General features: G+C 65.3%; 15 protein-coding genes. 13 read left to right on the top strand and 2 right to left on the bottom strand.

All coding sequences use genetic code 11. The features are described 5' to 3' along the window. The first annotated feature begins 1 nt into the window (after position 1). Positions 2-763, top strand: coding sequence for an SDR family NAD(P)-dependent oxidoreductase (locus OOZ51_RS11060; protein WP_265979574.1), 762 nt, complete (start codon positions 2-4; stop codon positions 761-763). A gap of 43 nt (positions 764-806) precedes the next feature. Further along, complete coding sequence (locus OOZ51_RS11055; protein WP_265979572.1) at positions 807-1616, top strand: SDR family NAD(P)-dependent oxidoreductase; 810 nt, start codon at positions 807-809, stop codon at positions 1614-1616. Between the two features lie 90 nt (positions 1617-1706). Here the strand turns inward: OOZ51_RS11055 and OOZ51_RS11050 are convergent, their stop codons facing one another. After that, positions 1707-2438, bottom strand: coding sequence for a hypothetical protein (locus OOZ51_RS11050; RefSeq protein WP_265979571.1), 732 nt, complete (start codon positions 2436-2438; stop codon positions 1707-1709). Between the two features lie 169 nt (positions 2439-2607). Between OOZ51_RS11050 and OOZ51_RS11045 the strand changes: the two genes are divergently transcribed. The 10 genes from OOZ51_RS11045 (at position 2608) to OOZ51_RS11000 (ending at position 15286) form a co-directional block, all read left to right on the top strand. Next, positions 2608-3759 carry a sulfite oxidase gene (locus OOZ51_RS11045; protein WP_265979570.1) on the top strand — a complete coding sequence of 384 codons (1152 nt, stop codon included), beginning with the start codon at positions 2608-2610 and terminating at the stop codon, positions 3757-3759. A gap of 93 nt (positions 3760-3852) precedes the next feature. Beyond that, complete coding sequence (locus OOZ51_RS11040; protein WP_265979736.1) at positions 3853-4425, top strand: SRPBCC family protein; 573 nt, start codon at positions 3853-3855, stop codon at positions 4423-4425. After that, on the top strand, positions 4418-4813 hold the full coding sequence (locus tag OOZ51_RS11035; RefSeq protein ID WP_265979569.1) for a hypothetical protein: 396 nt from the start codon (positions 4418-4420) through the stop codon (positions 4811-4813). Before OOZ51_RS11040 ends, OOZ51_RS11035 begins: the two co-directional genes overlap by 8 nt. A 40-nt stretch (positions 4814-4853) precedes the next feature. Further along, entirely contained in the window at positions 4854-6089 is a 1236-nt protein-coding gene (locus OOZ51_RS11030; protein WP_265979568.1) for a cation:proton antiporter, read from the top strand. 74 nt (positions 6090-6163) lie between these two features. Further along, a complete protein-coding gene (locus OOZ51_RS11025) occupies positions 6164-6823 on the top strand; it encodes a DUF3800 domain-containing protein (RefSeq protein ID WP_265979567.1) in 660 nt (219 codons plus the stop codon). Between the two features lie 203 nt (positions 6824-7026). Next, positions 7027-7650, top strand: coding sequence for a hypothetical protein (locus tag OOZ51_RS11020; protein ID WP_265979565.1), 624 nt, complete (start codon positions 7027-7029; stop codon positions 7648-7650). An 83-nt stretch (positions 7651-7733) separates the two neighbouring features. Continuing rightward, complete coding sequence (locus OOZ51_RS11015; protein ID WP_265979563.1) at positions 7734-8462, top strand: YcnI family copper-binding membrane protein; 729 nt, start codon at positions 7734-7736, stop codon at positions 8460-8462. Between the two features lie 104 nt (positions 8463-8566). Beyond that, positions 8567-9199 carry a DUF4232 domain-containing protein gene (locus tag OOZ51_RS11010; protein WP_265979562.1) on the top strand — a complete coding sequence of 211 codons (633 nt, stop codon included), beginning with the start codon at positions 8567-8569 and terminating at the stop codon, positions 9197-9199. A gap of 91 nt (positions 9200-9290) precedes the next feature. Further along, entirely contained in the window at positions 9291-14348 is a 5058-nt protein-coding gene (locus tag OOZ51_RS11005; RefSeq protein ID WP_265979561.1) for a DNA glycosylase AlkZ-like family protein, read from the top strand. 11 nt (positions 14349-14359) lie between these two features. Continuing rightward, on the top strand, positions 14360-15286 hold the full coding sequence (locus OOZ51_RS11000) for an Fpg/Nei family DNA glycosylase (protein WP_265979560.1): 927 nt from the start codon (positions 14360-14362) through the stop codon (positions 15284-15286). Positions 15287-15381: 95 nt separating this feature from the next. On the opposite strand, the gene yczE is transcribed toward OOZ51_RS11000, so the two are convergent. After that, a complete protein-coding gene (yczE, locus tag OOZ51_RS10995; protein WP_265979559.1) occupies positions 15382-16002 on the bottom strand; it encodes a membrane protein YczE in 621 nt (206 codons plus the stop codon). A 59-nt stretch (positions 16003-16061) separates the two neighbouring features. On the opposite strand from yczE, the gene yczR reads away from it, so the two are divergent. Beyond that, on the top strand, positions 16062-17558 hold the full coding sequence (yczR, locus tag OOZ51_RS10990) for a MocR-like transcription factor YczR (protein WP_265979558.1): 1497 nt from the start codon (positions 16062-16064) through the stop codon (positions 17556-17558). Positions 17559-17707: the final 149 nt, after the last annotated feature.

The following is a 17707-nucleotide window of genomic DNA, read 5'->3' as shown; positions in this document are numbered from 1 at the left end:
AGTGGAACTGGGACTCGAGGGCAGGACGGTGATCATCACTGGCGCGGCATCCGGCATCGGACGGGCATGCGCGCGGGCGTTTGCCGCGGAAGGCGCCAGTATCGCCTTAATTGATATTGACTACGACGCCGGCAGTTTCCTGCAGCGCGAACTGGCCGCCGGAGGGTCGTGCATGTTTGTGCCGGCAGATATCACCGACGCGGGCCAATTGGAATCCGCCGTGCAGTCCGTTGCCCAAGCGTTTGGCGGGATCGATATTGCCGTCGGATGCGCCGGTACTTCGGGACCGGTCGGCGTGCCGCTGCGTCAAGTGAGTGTGTCCGACTTCGAACGTGTCATGAGCGTCAACGTGACCGGGCAGTTCTTGCTCGCCCAGCAATGCTCGCCATTCTTGAAGCTGTCCGACGTCGGTGCCATGGTGCTCTTGGCCTCTGATTCCAGCTTTGTCGCAGCTCCGGGGATGGTTCCCTACAACGCATCCAAGGGCGCCGTCCTGCAACTTACGAGGGCGCTGTCCGTTGAATTGGAGCCGGACGGGATCCGCGTGAATTGTGTGTGCCCGTCCGTGGTGGACACGCCTATGGCACGTGCCGACCTGGGGCAGACCTCGGAGACTTTCGCGGCCCAAGAGTACCCCGTCCAGACCGCGGCACAGGTGGCCAATCACGTGCTGTATTTGGCATCCCCGGTCTCCGCGCCAGTGAACGGGACAAGCCTCGTTTCCGACTACGGCTATCTGGCGCGGTCGTCATTTCCGGCATGAAGATCCCCTTGCAGTAGGAACCGTCCCTGATGAAAGGACCAGCGTGACCACGTACAGCAACACCTTGGCGGGCCAGTCGGCACTCGTGACCGGTGGCGGCACAGGAATCGGCGAAGCAATTGCTGCCCGGCTCATCCGGGAAGGCGCGCGGGTCGCCGTCGTCGGAAGGCGGCGGGAGCCGCTTGACGCCGTCTCGGAGAAGCACGGCGCGTTGTCCGTCGTCGCGGACATGAGCGATTCCGCCCAAGCCCGGGCCGCCGTCGACGCCGTCATCGCCGAATTTGGCCGGCTGGACATTGTGATTGCCAACGCTGGCGGGCACGGCTTTGCCTCTGTCGCCGATACCGACGACGACGCATGGCAGGCAAGCCTCAACGCCAACCTGACAACCGCCTTCACCACTATCCGGGAAGCGTTGCAACACCTTCGAAGCTCTGCTGGTCGGGTGGTGATCGTTTCTTCGCTTGCCGGGCTTTTCGCCGGTCCCAATGTGGCGGGTTACACGGTGGGAAAGCATGCGCTCATCGGCCTGACCAAGTCCTTGGCCAGGGACTATGGAGCATATGGAATCCGGGTGAACGCGCTGTGTCCCGGGTGGGTTCGGACTCCCATGGCCGACGCCGAAATGGACCAGTTTGCCAAAGCGGCCGGCCTGGCGGGGAGGGACGAAGGCTACAGTACCGTCACGGCTAATGTTCCGTTGCGACGGGCTGCGGATCCTGCCGAAATGGCCGGTGTGGTGAACTTTCTGGTGTCGCCGGACTCGTCCTACATCACGGGTGCCACAATTGTCGCCGACGGCGGAGCCCACGTTGTCGACCTGCCCACCATCGCGTTCGCCGGCGTCCTGTAGACCATCCCTCGCCACCACACAAAAGGCTGCCAAAGCCCGAAAATCAAGGCCCAAACAAGGAGAACGCCACTCACGTCCAGTTCGTGGGGCCTACAACCCGAGCTCTTTCTCTGCGGTGACCCAATTATGGGCAATGGCTTTCTGCGCGTCCGCGAGGGCAATCCGGTGGGAGCAAACGGCCTTATTGAGCCGCGTTTCAATGGCGTCCTTCGGGTTAGTGGTTCCCGGTGCGCCCTCACGGTTCGGCTCGGGCCACAGATTGGACACCGCGTTGGTGCCACCAAGCTGGAGGCTGATCAGGTGGTCGAATTCAGTGGAAGAAACCGGAACCAGGCCGTATTCCTGGAGGCTCAGCTTCTTGACCTTGTCCGTGTCCGAGACAGGGGCACGGACAGTGGCAGTGTAGCCGGCCCTGCAGATCGTACTGCCGATGTTCTCTTCGCTCACGGCCGGATCAATGGCGCCGGGCGTGCACGACGGGTCAGGAAGAACCTCGCCTTTGGCGGCGTTCAGTGTCCTCACTTTGCACTGATTGGGAGAGAGTGCAATATCCCTGCTGACCTTGTCCGGTGAATGGATGGCTTTTGGCGCGGCTTCCTGCGCCACGACGGCGTCGGGAGCGGCGGCAGGTCCTGTCTCGCCCGGCTGGACGGGTTCGACGTCGTCCCCTACGTCCGCGGCGACACTCGGCGACGCTGAGGCATCACTGGAAGCCGCCGTTGAGCGGGCTTGCTGCTGGCCGACGTACCAGAGCCCGCCGACCACAATGAACCCGACCAGTATGACAGCGAGAAGGACATGGGTTTTGCGTGAAGAGGTCATTTTTCCTGTGGTTGCAAGGACTCGGAGCGGGGTCGCCGGCACGAAATGGGAGATCCCGGGCCCGCCTCCCCATTTCTACCGCCGAAGCATCCGGGAGCCCGCGAGGCGCGCAGGCGATGAAGCCAACTCGAGTAATGACACCCCGGCGGGCAACGCCCATACTGGGAGCATGAGCGTCAAGACCCGCCGCACAGCGGAGGGCGCCGCTGTTGCCACCTCGGCCACCACCGCCCCCGCTGCTCCGACAGAACCAGCCGCACCGGTTGCACCAACCACGGGTCCCATCACCCGGGAAGAACTGCAACTCGCTTCGCGCAACCACGCCATGCCCTTGGAGATGCTCCGATGGCCCGTCACACCCCTGGGCATGCACTATCTCCTAGTCCATTTCGACGTCCCCCGGATCGATCCCGTCTCCTGGCGCCTGAATATTGGCGGGCTCGTGGACCATCCGCACGAGTACACCCTGCCCGAGCTCCAACACCGCGAGCGCCGCACTCACGCCGTCACAATGGAGTGCGCCGGCAACGGCCGCTCGCGGCTGGAACCGCGGCCTGTCAGCCAGCCGTGGGACCAGGGTGGAATGGGCACAGCTGAGTGGACCGGAACCCCGCTCGCACCGTTGCTGCTCGACGCCGGGGTCTCACACGACGCCGTCGAACTCGTTTTTACGGGCGCGGACCGCGGGATCCAGGGCGGCGTGGAGCATCAGTACGCGCGCAGCCTGACGCTCTCGGAAGCAATGTCCGACGACGTCCTGCTCGCCTATGAGGTCAACGGCCAAGCCCTGCCGCCGCAGCATGGCTACCCTGTCCGGCTGCTCGTCCCAGGCTGGTACGGGATGACGAGCGTCAAGTGGCTGCAATCCATCGAGGCAATTGACCACAGCTTCGACGGTTACCAACAGCTCGACTCCTATCGCTACACCCAGAACGCGGACGATCCCGGCGAACCCGTCCAGCGGATGAAAGTCCGCTCCCTCATGGTTCCCCCGGGCGTTCCCGATTTCTTCACGCGGCAACGCACCGTCGACGCGGGGCCGGTCCAGCTAAGCGGCCGGGCCTGGTCCGGCAACGGAACCGTGGACAGCGTGGAAGTCTGCGTGGACGGCTTGTGGGAGATGGCACAACTGGAGGCGCCTGCCGGCCGGTATGCGTGGCGCGGATGGACGTTCACGTGGATCGCAACAGCCGGTTCCCACGAACTGGCATGCCGTGCAACCGACTCCACCGGACAGACTCAGCCCGAAACGCCGGAGTGGAACTATCAAGGCATGGGAACCAATGACATCCAGCGGCTGACCGTGACGGTCAGGGAGTAAGCGGTCCTCAAGCAAGCCCGAACTGGGCCGTTGACCGCGTGCAATGGCTTGAGTACTGTGAATCCACTATCCATCCGCGCCGTGGAGGCAGCAATGGGCGGCACTTCCAAGAGCAACGCTGACTACGAGTTCCTCACCGTCTGGCGCGTAGCGGGGACCCCGCATGAGGTCATGGATATTTTGGGCGACGCCGGAACACTGCCGCGCTGGTGGCCGTCGGTGTACTTGAGTGTTGTTCCGCTCGATCCAGGAAATGCGGATGGCACGGGCAAAGCCTTCTCCCTACACTCCAAGGGTTGGCTGCCGTATACCCTGCACTGGAGGTTCAAGGTCACCGAACCCATCACGGAGCAAGGTTTCGCGATCTCAGCGAGCGGTGACCTGAGCGGCACCGGGCGCTGGACTTTCGAACAGGATGGGCCAGAAACGGTGGTCACGTATGACTGGCGAGTCAGCACATCGAAACCGCTGCTCCGGCGGCTAAGCTGGCTGCTCAAGCCCGCTTTTGCCGCGAACCACCATTGGGCTATGGCCCGAGGTCAAGAAAGCCTCGCCCTGGAATTACGACGACGACGTCCCGGCACGGACCGCTCCAAGGTCCCGCGTCCGGCGCCGCCTACGTTTGCAAGCAGATACCGCTGGCCAAGGAGTACAACGCATGCCTGACGATAACAAGGGCGAAGTCCGCTGGTTGCCGCAGCCTGAGGAGCAAGATTATCCGGGCGCGGCGAACTATCTATCCCTGCTTGAATCCGACGACGTCGTTGCCTCCGTGGTCGCAGCGCTCAAGGATGCGCCCATCCAGCACCGCAAGGCCAAGGACATTCTCCGGGCCGCCCGGCTGGCGTTGCTGCCCGAGGACAACGCCCACGTTGCCTCGGACCTGAAGAAGATCAAGGAGGGCAAGAAGCTATCGCCTATCCTCATGGTCCGGGGCGACCTGGCCCGGGGCATTCCCGCGCAGGTGGCCGATGGCTACCACCGGGTGTGTGCAAGCTACTACACGGACGAGAACACCGACATTCCTCTCAAACTGGCTGACGCTCCCCGGTAACCACCGCATACCAACCGCAACGCGGTAGAAGGAGGAACGTGTGTCGTTCTTTCAGCTTTCGCTGATCGCCGCGGTCGCGCTCCTCGGGCCGTTGCTCGCGCTGCCTCGGAAATGGCACATTCCCGTTGTACTCGGACAGTTGCTGGCAGGCATCGTCATCGGACGCACGGGTCTCGAGCTGGTGGACTCCTCGGATCCGACCTTCACGTTTGTGGCCGACGTCGGATTCGCCCTGATCATGTTCGTCGCCGGAACGCATGTCCCGGTGCGGGACAAAGCCATCCGTCCCGCACTGGGTGGCGGCGCCCTGCGCGCCGGCGTCGCCGCGGTGCTGGCCGCCGTCGTCGGAGTCGTCATCGCTTTTGCCTTCGGCACCGGACATGCTCCCCTCTATATCGTTCTGCTCGCGTCCTCCTCGGCGGCGTTGGTCCTGCCGATCGTCGATTCGCTTCGTCTGACAGGGCCGAAGGTCCTCACGACGACGGCGCAGGTCGCGGTGGCGGATATCGCTTGCATTGTGGCGCTTCCGCTCGCCGTTGACCCGCCTAATGCGCCGAGGGCGGCCGTCGGGGCCGCCGTCGTCGCGGCGTGCGCGGCGGTTTTGTTCTTCGTGCTTCGCTGGCTCGAGAACAGCGGTAACCGCGGACGGCTGCATGACGTGTCCGAAGACCGGAAGTTCGCCCTGGAGCTGCGGATCCAACTGGCGCTGCTCTTCGCCCTTTCCGGGCTGGCGGTCCTAGGCCACGTGTCCATCATGCTGGCTGGGTTCTCGTTCGGCCTTGTGGTCTCGGCTGTAGGCGAACCCCGGCGCCTTGCGCACCAACTCTTCGCCGTGAGCGACGGCTTCCTGGGGCCGGTCTTCTTTGTCTGGCTTGGTGCGTCGCTTGACCTGCGTACCCTCGCAGGGAGCCCGCGGATGATTCTCCTCGGGATCTGCCTCGGTTTTGGAACGCTGTTGGTGCATGGAAGCCTCCGGGTCCTCGGCCAGCCCTTGCCGCTCGCGGTGCTGGCAGCCTCTCAATTGGGAGTGCCGGTTGCCGCCGCCACCATTGGCTCCCAACTGCATCTGCTGGAACCGGGAGAAGCCGCGGCCATGATCCTGGGAGCGCTCATCAGCATCGGGGCAAGTACCATCGCGGGCTCACGGGCCGCCCGCACGTTTTCGGAGCCCGCCTCGGAAACCGCGGGCGAGGGTCCGGCCGGCAAAGGGCCGGCGGGCAAGCCGTCCGAAGGCGGTCCCGCCACGGCTGCCGGATCGCCCAAACCCGCGGCGTGACATCCGGTAGTCTCAGATCCATGTTGTGCCAGGGGGAAGGGACTACCAAGTGAATGCCGCGGATATAGGTTCCGATGGCTGATGTGTTCATGTACGTGGATGAGACTGGCAACTTGGACTTCGACGGGGCCGGCAAAGGCGCCGCGGCCAGCATCTACTTCGGGTTCGGTTCCGCGGTTTTCCGAGAGGATCACGGACACCATCTTTGGGACGGACTAACGCTTCGTGCACGGCTCGAAGGAACGGGAACCCAACTGGCCAAGGGCTTCCACGCGAAGAATGATCGACATGCCGTTCGGAACGAAGTCTTTGCCGCAATCCATCGGCAGAAACCTCGAATTGACACTACTTTTCTCTGCAAGGCGAATGCTTATGATGCAGTCCGCGCCCGGGGGCAGATGGAGCTCTACAAGCTCGCCTGGCGGCTGCACTTCAGCGAAATCGCCAAGCAAGTCTCCACGCGTGAAGATACCCTGTACGTCATTGCCGGCACTTTCGGCACGAACAAGCGGAGCGAACTCGCGCGGGAGTCACTCCGTGAAGTCTGCAACTCCCAGGACCGAAACATCGTCTTGTGCGTTTGGGAATCTTCATCGTCATGGGGGCTTCAAGTGGCTGACTACGCGCTTTGGGCTGTTCAGCGACGCCTGGAAGAGCGTGAATGCTCGTGGTTCGAGCCCGTGATCCAGCCGCAGTTGAGGTCATACTTTTTCCCTTGGGGCCGGGCAAGGTAGTGGCCAGCTATCCAAGATTTCTTGGAAGACATCCCATGGACGTCTTGTCACTGACCACCATCAGTGTAACCGGCCCAGGTGAGGGAGTCACGCAAGACCCATCCGAAGGCGGTCCGGCCACGAACCACCGGTAGAATTGCGGGGTTGCCTTGCCGAACCTAGGCGGTCCATCATCCGCTGGAACACTACCGAGGGAGGAATCCGTGCGCACATCGCATGCCCGGACGCCCTTCCACGCCATCCGTTCGGGCGCTCTTGCTGTCGCCATTGTGGCTCTTGCGGCAGGGGCCCACGTCCTCGCCGGCGGTGAGCTTCCCGTGGCTCCGGTCTTGCTCGCCGTCCTTGCCTTCACTGGTCTCGTCACAACCTTGGCCACCCGGTTCAAGCTCGGCTTCCTTTCCGTGGCCGCGCTCCTGGGAGCCGGACAGTTGGCCCTGCACGAAGCGTTCACCGCATTCGGCCCGCTCGCCGTCGCGGCTCCGGGCTCACCGGCGCACCACATGGGGGTGGAGCACCTTGCCCCGGCTCTCGCCACCGGAACGATGCATCTGCACGAACTCGACACTCCCCTCAGCTGGTTGATGCTCACGGGACACGCCCTTGCGACTGCCGCCTCAGCATTCCTTTTGGCGAGGGGCGAGCAAGCGCTGTGGCAGCTCGCGGCGTGGCTCCGGCCCCTTCTCCAGCTCATCCGTTTGGTCTTCAAGCCCGACGCCGGCAGCTCAGCTGTTGCGTTCAGCGCACCCGCCGTATTCATCCCCCACCCATGGCGGAACCTCAGGCAAGACAGCAGACGCGGCCCGCCTGCCGTCGTCGTACTCTCCTGACTCCGCCCGGCACCGCCTTCAACTGGTGACGGGCACATCCCCGTACTTTGGCGCTTTCGCGCGCCCGTTGAAAGGCACCAAGCATGAAAAAGTCCTCATTCCGCCGTACCCTCTCTGCCACGGCAATCGCGGGCTGCACCGCCGCATTGATGATGGCCGGCCTCGCAGGCGCCTCGGCACATGTCTCGATCAACCCGGACAAGACCGCGGCCAACTCCTACGCCCTGCTGACCTTCGGCGTCCCGCACGGCTGCGACACTTCGGGCACCACGAAGGTGACCATCAACCTGCCGGAAGAACTGACGCACGCGACGCCCACGGTGAACCCGAACTGGACCATCGAGAAAGTCACGCAGACGCTGCCCGAGCCAAAGAAGCTGGCCGACGGCACCTCCATCACCAAGCGGACCAGCCAGATCGTCTACACGGCCAAGGCCCCGTTGGACCCGCACCAGCGCGATGCCCTGGTCTTGTCCGTGAAGCTGCCCGACACCGCTGGCAAGACCCTCTACTTCCCTACTCTCCAAAACTGCGAGCAGGGGCAGACAAGCTGGGCTGAAATCCCCAAGGACGGCCAGGACCCGCACTCGCTGAAGGCTCCGGCGCCGTCGGTGGCCGTCACCGCAGCGGATGCTGCAGCGGGTGACGGTCATACGGCTGCTTCAATCTCCGCAGAGCAAGCAGCTTCGGTGTCCGACGACGGTTCGCAGGCGCGCAGCTGGGCCGCCCTGATCGCCGGCGTGGCAGGGCTGGTGCTGGGTTCCGCGGCATTCTTCCGCAGCCGTTCCGCCCGGGCTTCAGCGTCCAAGTAACGACTCCGCTGGTTGGCGCCCGGAACATTACGATCCGTGCGCCAATCCGGCGCCGTTGCCGCGCCGTAGTTGACTCGGGCATATGACGACGAAATGCTGTGCCCATGACGAATATGCGAGTCAAGAACGGTCTCCTGCTCACGATGGCAGCAGCCTCGGTATTCCTGCTCTCCGGCTGTTTCCAAGCCCAGGCCCAGGGTCCGAGCACCGGCACGCCGAGCGGTTCGGCTTCGGCCTCTTCTTCGATGTCCGCGTCGAGTGCTCCCAGCGCTAGCGGCAGTTCCACGCCATCAAGCACCGGGACCATGGCATCCGGCGTCCCTCTCTGCAAAGCAGCCTCGCTGACACCTTCTGTCGATTCCACCGGCGGCGGCGCGGCAGGCAGCCTCTACATGAAGCTCATCCTCACTAATTCGGGCACCGAATCCTGCGTGCTGAGGGGGTTCCCAGGCGTCTCCCTCACGGCCGGACCCACCGGTGATCCGATCGGCGCGGCCGCGGCGCGCGACGACACCCAGCCGGTTGCAGATGTGGTCCTCGCCCCCGGGAAGGCCGGCTTCGCCCAACTCCGCTACACCCAGGCCGGCAACTACCCGGACTGCACCCAGGTTGCGGCCGCAGGCTTCCGTGTCTACCCACCCGAGGACACCGCCTCGGTGTTCATCCCCCAACAACACCAGGCTTGTAGCAACGCAGCGATCAACCTCTTGAGCGTTCAGGCTTTCCAGGCGGGGTAGCGGCGGGGTTGGTGCGGCCCGGCGGTTTAGCCGCTGAACCTTATCCTGCGCTGTTCCTTATTGTGTCGGTGCCGTGGGGCATGATGGAGGAATGCAGGAGCGGGAGCTACGGGGCGGTTCAGGCCACACAGCCATGGACCGCTTCAGCCGTGCCACGCGGGAGTGGTTCCTGGGTGCTTTCGCGGCGCCCACACCGGCCCAGGACGGCGCGTGGAAGGCCATCTCGTCCGGCTCGCACGCTCTGGTGGTGGCGCCCACTGGTTCCGGTAAGACGCTCGCAGCCTTCCTGTGGGCCCTTGACCGGCTCTTGTCGGTATCCCCGGACGCACCTGCTGATGCGCTTCCCGGGCTTGAGGACGCACCCGGCCGGGCTCGGGCCAAAGCCCCCAAACGCAAGACCCGCGTCCTGTACATCTCCCCGCTCAAGGCTCTCGGCGTCGACGTCGAACGCAACCTCCGCTCGCCGCTGATCGGCATCACGCAAACCGCGAAACGGCTCGGGTTGCCGGCTCCGCTGGTCAGCGTCGGGGTCCGCTCCGGGGATACGACGACGGCGGACCGACGCGCGCTGCTCAGTCACCCACCGGACATCCTCATCACCACGCCCGAATCCCTGTTCCTGATGCTGACATCGAAGGCCCGGGAGACGCTCAGCGAGGTGGACACCGTGATTGTGGACGAGGTCCACGCAGTTGCCGGCACCAAGCGCGGCGCGCACCTCGCGGTGTCATTGGAGCGGCTCGATGCACTGCTGCCCAAACCTGCCCAGCGGATCGGGCTCTCGGCCACAGTGGAGCCGCGCGAACTCGTGGCGCAGTTCCTCGCGGGCTCGGCTCCCGTGGAAATCGTCGCACCGCCTTCCAGCAAGAACTGGAACCTCAGCGTCAGCGTCCCTGTGGAGGACATGTCAGACCTGGCGGGAGCGGCCGGCGCCTTCGACTCGGGACCCGCCTCCGGCCTGCAGCCCCAAGCGTCCATTTGGCCGCATGTTGAGGAGAAGATCGTTGATCTTGTCCTGTCCAAGCAGTCAACCATTGTCTTCGCGAACTCCCGGCGCCTCGCGGAGCGCCTCACCGCCCGGCTCAACGAGATCTACGCGGAGCGCCAACTCATGGCGGTTGACGTGTTTTCGGCTGCGGCTAATTCGGTGGCGGCCTCGGTGCCGGCTGATTTTGGGGCGCCGTCCCCGGGGCTTCCATCCTCTACGGCGACTCCCGCGCACATGATGGCCCAAGCCGGAAGCACCAGTGGCGCCGATCCAGTCCTGGCCCGGGCACACCACGGCTCCGTGTCGAAGGACCAGCGGGCACTCATCGAGGACGATCTCAAATCCGGTCGGCTGCGGTGCGTTGTGGCCACGTCATCCTTGGAACTCGGCATCGACATGGGTGCGGTAGACCTGGTAGTCCAGGTCGAGTCGCCGCCGTCGGTAGCCAGCGGACTGCAACGGGTAGGCCGCGCCGGCCACCAGGTCGGTGAGATCTCCGAAGGCGTGCTCTTCCCCAAACACAGGGCAGACCTCGTCCACACCGCCATCACCGTGGAACGCATGCTGAGCGGCCAGATCGAACGCCTGCATGTACCCGCCAACCCTCTGGACATCCTGGCCCAGCAAACCGTCGCCGCCACAGCGCTGGGAAGCATCGAGGTTGAGGACTGGTTCGCCACTGTACGCCGCTCGGCTCCGTTCGCCACCCTGCCCCGCTCGGCTTTCGAAGCCACCTTGGACCTCCTGGCCGGCCGGTACCCTTCGGATGAATTCGCCGAGCTCCGGCCGCGCATCGTATGGGACAGGAACGCCGGCACCATCGAAGGCCGCCCAGGAGCACAGCGCCTTGCCGTGACGTCAGGAGGAACCATCCCGGACCGCGGACTCTTCGGCGTCTATATCATCGGCACCGAAACCGAAGGCTCTGGCTCCGGCGGGGCTCCTTCTGCCGGCGGCGCCTCCGAAGCGTCCGCGCAGGAGCCCAGTCCGGCGTCGCGCGCTGCCAAAGGCGGCCGACGCGTCGGCGAGCTCGACGAAGAAATGGTTTACGAATCACGCGTCGGGGACATCTTCGCCCTGGGGGCCACGAGCTGGAAGATCGAGGACATTACACATGACCGTGTCCTCGTCTCGCCGGCCTTCGGCCAGCCCGGAAAACTTCCCTTCTGGAAGGGCGATTCCTTGGGCCGCCCGGTGGATCTCGGGCGCGCGCTGGGAGCATTCGTGCGCGAGCTCTCCGCTTCGGACCAAGGGCCTGCCCTGGAACGCTGCAAGGCCAGCGGCCTGGACGACTTCGCCGCGGGCAACCTGCTCCAGTATCTGAATGAGCAAAAGCAGGCCACGGAAGTAGTCCCCAATGACCGGACGCTCGTGGTCGAACGGTTCCATGACGAACTCGGCGACTGGCGGGTGGTGCTTCACAGCCCCTTCGGCATGCCGGTCCACGCACCGTGGGCCCTCGCCGTCGGGCAGCGGCTCCAGCAGCGCTACGGGCTGGACGGCTCCGCGATGGCCGCCGACGACGGCATCGTACTGCGCGTGCCGATGATGGAAGACGAACCTCCCGGAGCGGAGCTGTTCCTCTTTGACCCGGAAGAACTCGAGCAGATCGTGACGGCGGAGGTTGGCGGCAGTGCCCTGTTCGCCTCGCGCTTCCGTGAATGCGCTGCCCGCGCATTGCTGTTGCCGAGGCAGAATCCGGCGAAAAGGCAACCGCTCTGGCAGCAACGGCAGCGCTCAGCGCAATTGCTGGACGTTGCCAAGAAATACCCTTCCTTTCCCATCGTTCTCGAAACCGTCCGCGAGTGCCTGCAGGACGTCTACGACCTCCCCGCTTTGAAAGACATTGCTGCTTCGATCGAGCGCCGCGAACTTCGCTTGGTACAGACCACTACCCAGCAGCCCTCCCCCTTCGCCAAGTCACTGCTCTTTGGCTACGTGGCGCAATATCTGTACGAGGGCGATTCACCGCTCGCGGAACGCCGGGCCGCCGCTCTGGCCCTCGACTCCACGCTCCTGAATGAGCTCCTGGGCAGGGTGGAACTGCGCGAACTCCTGGACGCCAAAGTCATTGAGGCCACCGAACTCGAGCTCCAGCGGCTGGCAGCGGACCGGCAAGTCCGTGGCATGGAAGGCGTCGCGGACTTGCTGCGCTTGCTGGGACCACTGACCGTGGAAGAAGTGGCTGCCCGGCTGCAGCCCGAAGAAGGAGTGGAGGCTTCCCCGGATCTGCCAGCGTTGCATTTGGCGGCCGCCTCGCACCTCGCCGCCGCCTCGCACCTAGCCGCTTTGCGGAGGGCCAACCGCGCCCTCACCGTGACCCTCAGCGGCGTGGAGCGATTCGCCGCGATTGAGGACGCAGCCCGGCTCCGGGATGCCATTGGGGTTCCACTTCCCATGGGCGTCCCTTTGGCCTTCATCGAACCCGTCCATGACCCGCTCGGCGATCTCGTCTCCCGTTACGCACGGACCCACGGGCCCTTCACGGCCGAAGAAGCTGCGGCCAGGCTGGGACTCGGTGTCGCCGTCGTAAGCACTGCCCTGAAACGCTTGGCAGCGGACGGCAGGGTGGTGGAGGGCGAGTTCCGTCCGCACCCCAGCGTGCCGGATGCGGTTCCCGGTGAGGCATCTGTCTCGCTCGAGCCGGCGGTGGCGCCGGAGGTGCCCGCTATCCCGCTCCGCGAAATCTCATCTAGTAGCGAGTGGTGCGACTCCGAGGTGCTACGCAAGCTCCGGCGTCGATCCTTGGCCGCGCTGCGCGCCGAAGTGGAACCAGTGGACGCTGCTGCGTACGGCCGGTTCCTGCCCGCCTGGCAAAACGTGTCCGTACCCTCTGCCGGCCGCCCTGGTTCTTCTGGAGGCAGGGGCGCCCCGGCGCTGCGTGGGCTGGACGGCATCATGACTGCCATCGACCAGCTCTCCGGTGTGCCCGTTCCGGCGTCGGCGTGGGAGTCCTTGGTGCTGGCCAGCCGGGTCTCCGACTATCAGCCAGCCATGTTGGATGAACTCATGGCCGCAGGTGAAGTCTTGTGGTCCGGTGCCGGATCGTTGCCTGGGAACGACGGTTGGATCAGCCTCCACGTGGCCGAAGCTGCGGAGCTGACCCTCAACCCGGACCCTGAATTCGAGCCCGGCGACGCCCAGCTCCGCCTCTTGGAGCATCTCCAGACTGGTGGGGGTGCCTACTTCTTCCGGCAGCTCACCGAAGTTGCGGGCGGCATGGATGCAGTGCTCAGCGACGACGCAGTGGTGTCTGCCCTATGGGATCTCGCCTGGGCCGGCCGCATCACAGGCGACACGTTCGCTCCCGTCCGCGCGATGATTGCCGGGGGGCGCACCGCGCACAAGCAGCCCGCCCGGCCGCCGCGTGCCAGGTCCCTGCGGATGAGCAGGCTCGGCCGTTCGCACGGCACGGGGCTGATGGGATCGCCAGGGCTCACAGGCGGACGCTATGGCTCAGTCACCGGAGCGGCACCCACTCCCCCGCTGGCCGTTGGCCGCTGGTCCGCGTTGCCAGCTCCCGAGCTCGACCCCACCATCCATGCACGCGGTACCGCCGAACTCCTCCTCGACAGGTACGGCGTTGTAACCCGCGGATCCGTGATGGTGGAGAACATCGTGGGCGGATTCGGTCTGATGTACAAGGTCTTGGCCCGCCTGGAGGAAGCCGGCCGGTGCCGCCGTGGCTACTTCATCGAGCACCTCGGAGCCGCCCAGTTTGCCGTTCCCGCCACGGTGGACCGCCTCCGATCCTTCACGGAAGATGCCCAACTCGCCAAAGCCGAGCCAATCGCCTTGGCCCTTGCCTCCACGGATCCGGCCAACCCGTATGGCGCCGCCCTCCCCTGGCCCGCGCTGGCTGTCGACGCGGGGTCGGGCCACCGTCCGGGACGGAAGGCCGGAGCCCTGGTGGTAATGGTCGGCGGCGCCCTGGTTCTGTACGTTGAGCGCGGTGGGAAGACCCTACTTACCTTCAGCCATGACGACGCCATTCTTGCGGCTGCGGCTGCTGCCCTCGTTGGCGTAGTGCGCAGGGGAGCCGTGGACAAGCTGATCATGGAGAAAGTCAACGGCCATGACCTCCTGGACACTCCAGTGGCCTATGCCCTTGCCGCGGCCGGGGCGTACTCCACGCCCAAGGGATTGAGGATCCGTGCCTGAAATGGGGATCCGTGCCTGAGGGCGACTCGATCTGGCGAGCTGCCGCGGAGCTCCACAAGGCCCTTGGGGGCCAGACCCTCGTTTCCTCCGACTTCCGGGTGCCCAGATTCGCCACGCTGAACCTGGCCGGATGGACCGTGTCCGAGGTAGTGCCGCGGGGAAAACATTTGCTCATGCGCTTGCTGGGGCCAACTGAGGCCGGGACGGCGGACGCCGGGCCTGCTGACGCCGGAGCCATCCAAGAGGCCGCGCCGGACATGCCGGGATCGGTACGGGCCGGAACGGACACGCTTGGATCCGCTGATCCCGGCCCAGCGCGCCGGGCCTTGACCATCCATTCGCACCTGAAGATGGAGGGAAGCTGGCAGGTCCATGCCCCCGGGGGACGCTGGAGGAAACCCGGCCACACGGCCAGGTGCATCCTCCGCACGGCGACTGCCGACGTCGTCGGCTTCTCGTTGGGCGTCCTGGAAGTGATCCCGACGCCGGACGAGGCCCGCGCGGTGGGGCACCTTGGGCCGGATCTCCTGGGGGCGGACTGGGATGCTGAAGAAGCTGTTCGTCGGCTACGATCCGCGCCGGACACTCCGATTGGCGTCGCGCTGTTGGACCAAAGGAACCTCGCCGGCATCGGCAATATCTACCGCTGCGAAGCGTGTTTCCTGGCCGGGGTGCATCCTGCCGCGCCCGTATCGGCTGTCCAGGATCTGGCGGGGATGCTCGAGGAAGCCAAAGTCCTGCTTGAGGCCAACCTGGGACCTGGACCTCGGACGACGCGCGGCCCGCGAGCCCTGCGTCCCGGGTACTGGGTATACCGCCGCGAGCACCAGCCGTGCCTTCGCTGCCGTACGCCCATTCGCCGCGACATGCTGGGACCGGCGTCGGGGTTGGAAGACCGGGACATCTACTTCTGTCCGGAGTGCCAGCCTGCTCCTTGACGCTGCCCGACTCGCCTGGCGCTGCGGGAATTCCCTGGCGATGCGGGAATTCCGGGGGCGTCAGGGAATTTGCGCGTCGCCAGGAAGAATCCGCGTCACGGCCCGGCGAGCACCTCCTCGGGGGCAATCTGGGAAGCCTTCTCCGGGACCGTGAACAGGGGCAACAGCAACTGCACTAGAGGACCAATGGCCAAGGCGTAGACAACAGTTCCCACGCCGACGGATCCGCCAAGCAACCAACCCACACCGAGCACAACAACCTCGATCAAGGTCCGGGACAAGCGCACCGACCAACCCGTGCGGCGGGCAAGCCCGGTCATGAGACCGTCGCGGGCACCCGGGCCAAGCCGAGCGCCAATGTAGCAAGCGGAGGCTATGCCGTTGAGGACCACAGCGCCAGCGAGCATGGCGATCTGACCACCCAAATGCGAGAAGACCGGGATCAGGGCCAGGCCGATGTCCGCGAAGACGCCCACCAGCACGGCGTTGGCGAGGGTTCCGAAGCCGGGCATCTGCCGCAGAGGGATCCAGAGGAGCAGCACGAGGAAGCTAACAACCACCACCACGGTGCCTATGCTCCACCCGATCTTTCCCGCGACACCTTGGTGGAACACATCCCAAGGGTCCAGGCCAAGGCCGGCCCGGATGAACATGGCCAGGGAAACCCCGTACATTGCGAGGCCGATCAGGAGTTGGGTGATTCTGCGGGTCATCATGAGACCATGCTCCCGAAAACTGGCATTGCTTTCCATAGCCAGTTTGCAATACTGGTCTTATGCCCGGATCCCTGAACCCCACAGCCATGGTGCGTCTCCTAGGCCCGTGGAACACTGGCGCCGCTCCCGCCTATCGCGAGCTTGCCGACGTCGTGCGCCTTTTGGTGATGGACGGGCGGATCCCGCTGGACGTCGCCCTGCCGAGCGAGCGCGCACTCGCGGTCACTTTGGGCGTCAGCCGGACCACCGTCACCGCAGCCTATGCCAGCCTTCGCGAGCAAGGATTCCTCAGCGGCGGGCAAGGCAGCAGGGGCCGGACGAGCATTCCGCACCGAACGGTTCCCGTCGGCGGACCGGGCCTCGCTGTTCCGGATGGGATTCTCGACCTCGCCTACGCCTCGCTTCCGGCAACAGGCGAAGTGGTGCACCGGGCTTTCGCCGATGCGTTGGTTGATCTCCCCGCGCTGTTGCCGAGTTTCGGCTACGACGCCGTCGGCCTTCCGCCCCTCCGGGAAGCCATAGCGGACCGCTACACAGCGGCCGGAATCCCCACCACGGCCGCGCAAATTCTGGTGACTTCCGGCGCTCAGCACGCGTTGAACATCATCCTGAAAACCCTGGCCGGGCGACAGCAGAAAGTACTCGTCGAGCACCCCAGCTACCCCAACGCGCTCGATGCCATCCGCGCTTCGGGCTCACGCACGGTGCCGGTCCCGATGCCGCCCGCCGCGGAGCCGACGTCAGGCGAAGATCCCGCCTCGGGCGAGGATCCGGCCTCGGGCGGCTGGGATATCGAGGGCATGGTGGCGGCGATGCGCCACCAACGCCCGGCCATGGCCTACCTCGTGCCCGACTTCCACAACCCCACAGGGCGGATCATGTCCAACCTCCAGCGCCGCCGCCTGGTCCGCGAGGCGGTAGGAACAGGCACCGTACTGGTGGTGGACGAGACGCTGCGGGAGTTGAACCTCGACGCCGTCGCTACCTCCCCGCTCGCCGGCTTCAGTTCGGCGGTGGTGACCATCGGTTCGCTCAGCAAGTCGCATTGGGCCGGGCTCAGGACCGGGTGGATCCGCGCTGAGGAAGACCTCATAAGCCGCTTCGTGCAAACCCGGACCACGATGGATTTGGGCGGGCCAGTCGTCGAACAATTGGCCGCGGCGCGGCTGGTCCGTGCCTTCACCGAGCCGCTGGACGCCAGGCTTGAGGAATTGCGCCGAAACCGGGAAACACTCCTTGGGCTACTCGCCGAACACCTGCCCGATTGGCGCGTGGAACGGCCCCGAGGCGGGCTCACGGCATGGTGCAGGTTGCCCACGGCGTCAAGCACTGCGCTCACCGTGGTCGCCCCGGATTTCGGGTTGCGACTGGCGGCCGGACCGCGCTTTGGGGTCGGCGGGGCCTTCGAGCACTTCATGCGCGTCCCGTACACCCTGGCGCCGCCCCAGCTTGAGTCAGCGGTGCTGGCACTACGCGACGCCCAGGCCAGGCTCGATGCCTCGCCGCAACTCCGGAGGACCTTGAAGGCACCCAAGGAAGCCGCCGCCGTCGCGTAGGCCGCTTGCCCGGTTCGTTCAATGACGCCCGAATTACCATGCGACGCGCGGATGGCCTGGCGACACAGGAGTTCCCTGTGTGTCAGCCTGTTGCGTGACACTTTTGTGGCGGGGAAGGAACCTTATGGAAATTCCGAGTCGTCCGAGCA

The organism is Arthrobacter rhizophilus, assembly GCF_026241105.1.
Classification (GTDB): domain Bacteria; phylum Actinomycetota; class Actinomycetes; order Actinomycetales; family Micrococcaceae; genus Arthrobacter.
Note: the sequence above shows the minus strand (reverse complement) of the source record. Positions and strands in the feature narration are given on the sequence as shown.

Coding starts and splice junctions, on each gene's coding strand:
- OOZ51_RS11035 (WP_265979569.1), top strand. CDS start 4,418: ATGCCTGACGATAACAAGGGCGAAGTCCGCTGGTTGCCGCAGCCTGAG.
- OOZ51_RS11015 (WP_265979563.1), top strand. CDS start 7,734: ATGAAAAAGTCCTCATTCCGCCGTACCCTCTCTGCCACGGCAATCGCG.
- yczR (WP_265979558.1), top strand. CDS start 16,062: ATGCCCGGATCCCTGAACCCCACAGCCATGGTGCGTCTCCTAGGCCCG.
- yczE (WP_265979559.1), bottom strand. CDS start 16,002: ATGATGACCCGCAGAATCACCCAACTCCTGATCGGCCTCGCAATGTAC.
- OOZ51_RS11050 (WP_265979571.1), bottom strand. CDS start 2,438: ATGACCTCTTCACGCAAAACCCATGTCCTTCTCGCTGTCATACTGGTC.
- OOZ51_RS11040 (WP_265979736.1), top strand. CDS start 3,853: ATGGGCGGCACTTCCAAGAGCAACGCTGACTACGAGTTCCTCACCGTC.
- OOZ51_RS11025 (WP_265979567.1), top strand. CDS start 6,164: ATGGCTGATGTGTTCATGTACGTGGATGAGACTGGCAACTTGGACTTC.
- OOZ51_RS11005 (WP_265979561.1), top strand. CDS start 9,291: ATGCAGGAGCGGGAGCTACGGGGCGGTTCAGGCCACACAGCCATGGAC.
- OOZ51_RS11010 (WP_265979562.1), top strand. CDS start 8,567: ATGACGAATATGCGAGTCAAGAACGGTCTCCTGCTCACGATGGCAGCA.
- OOZ51_RS11045 (WP_265979570.1), top strand. CDS start 2,608: ATGAGCGTCAAGACCCGCCGCACAGCGGAGGGCGCCGCTGTTGCCACC.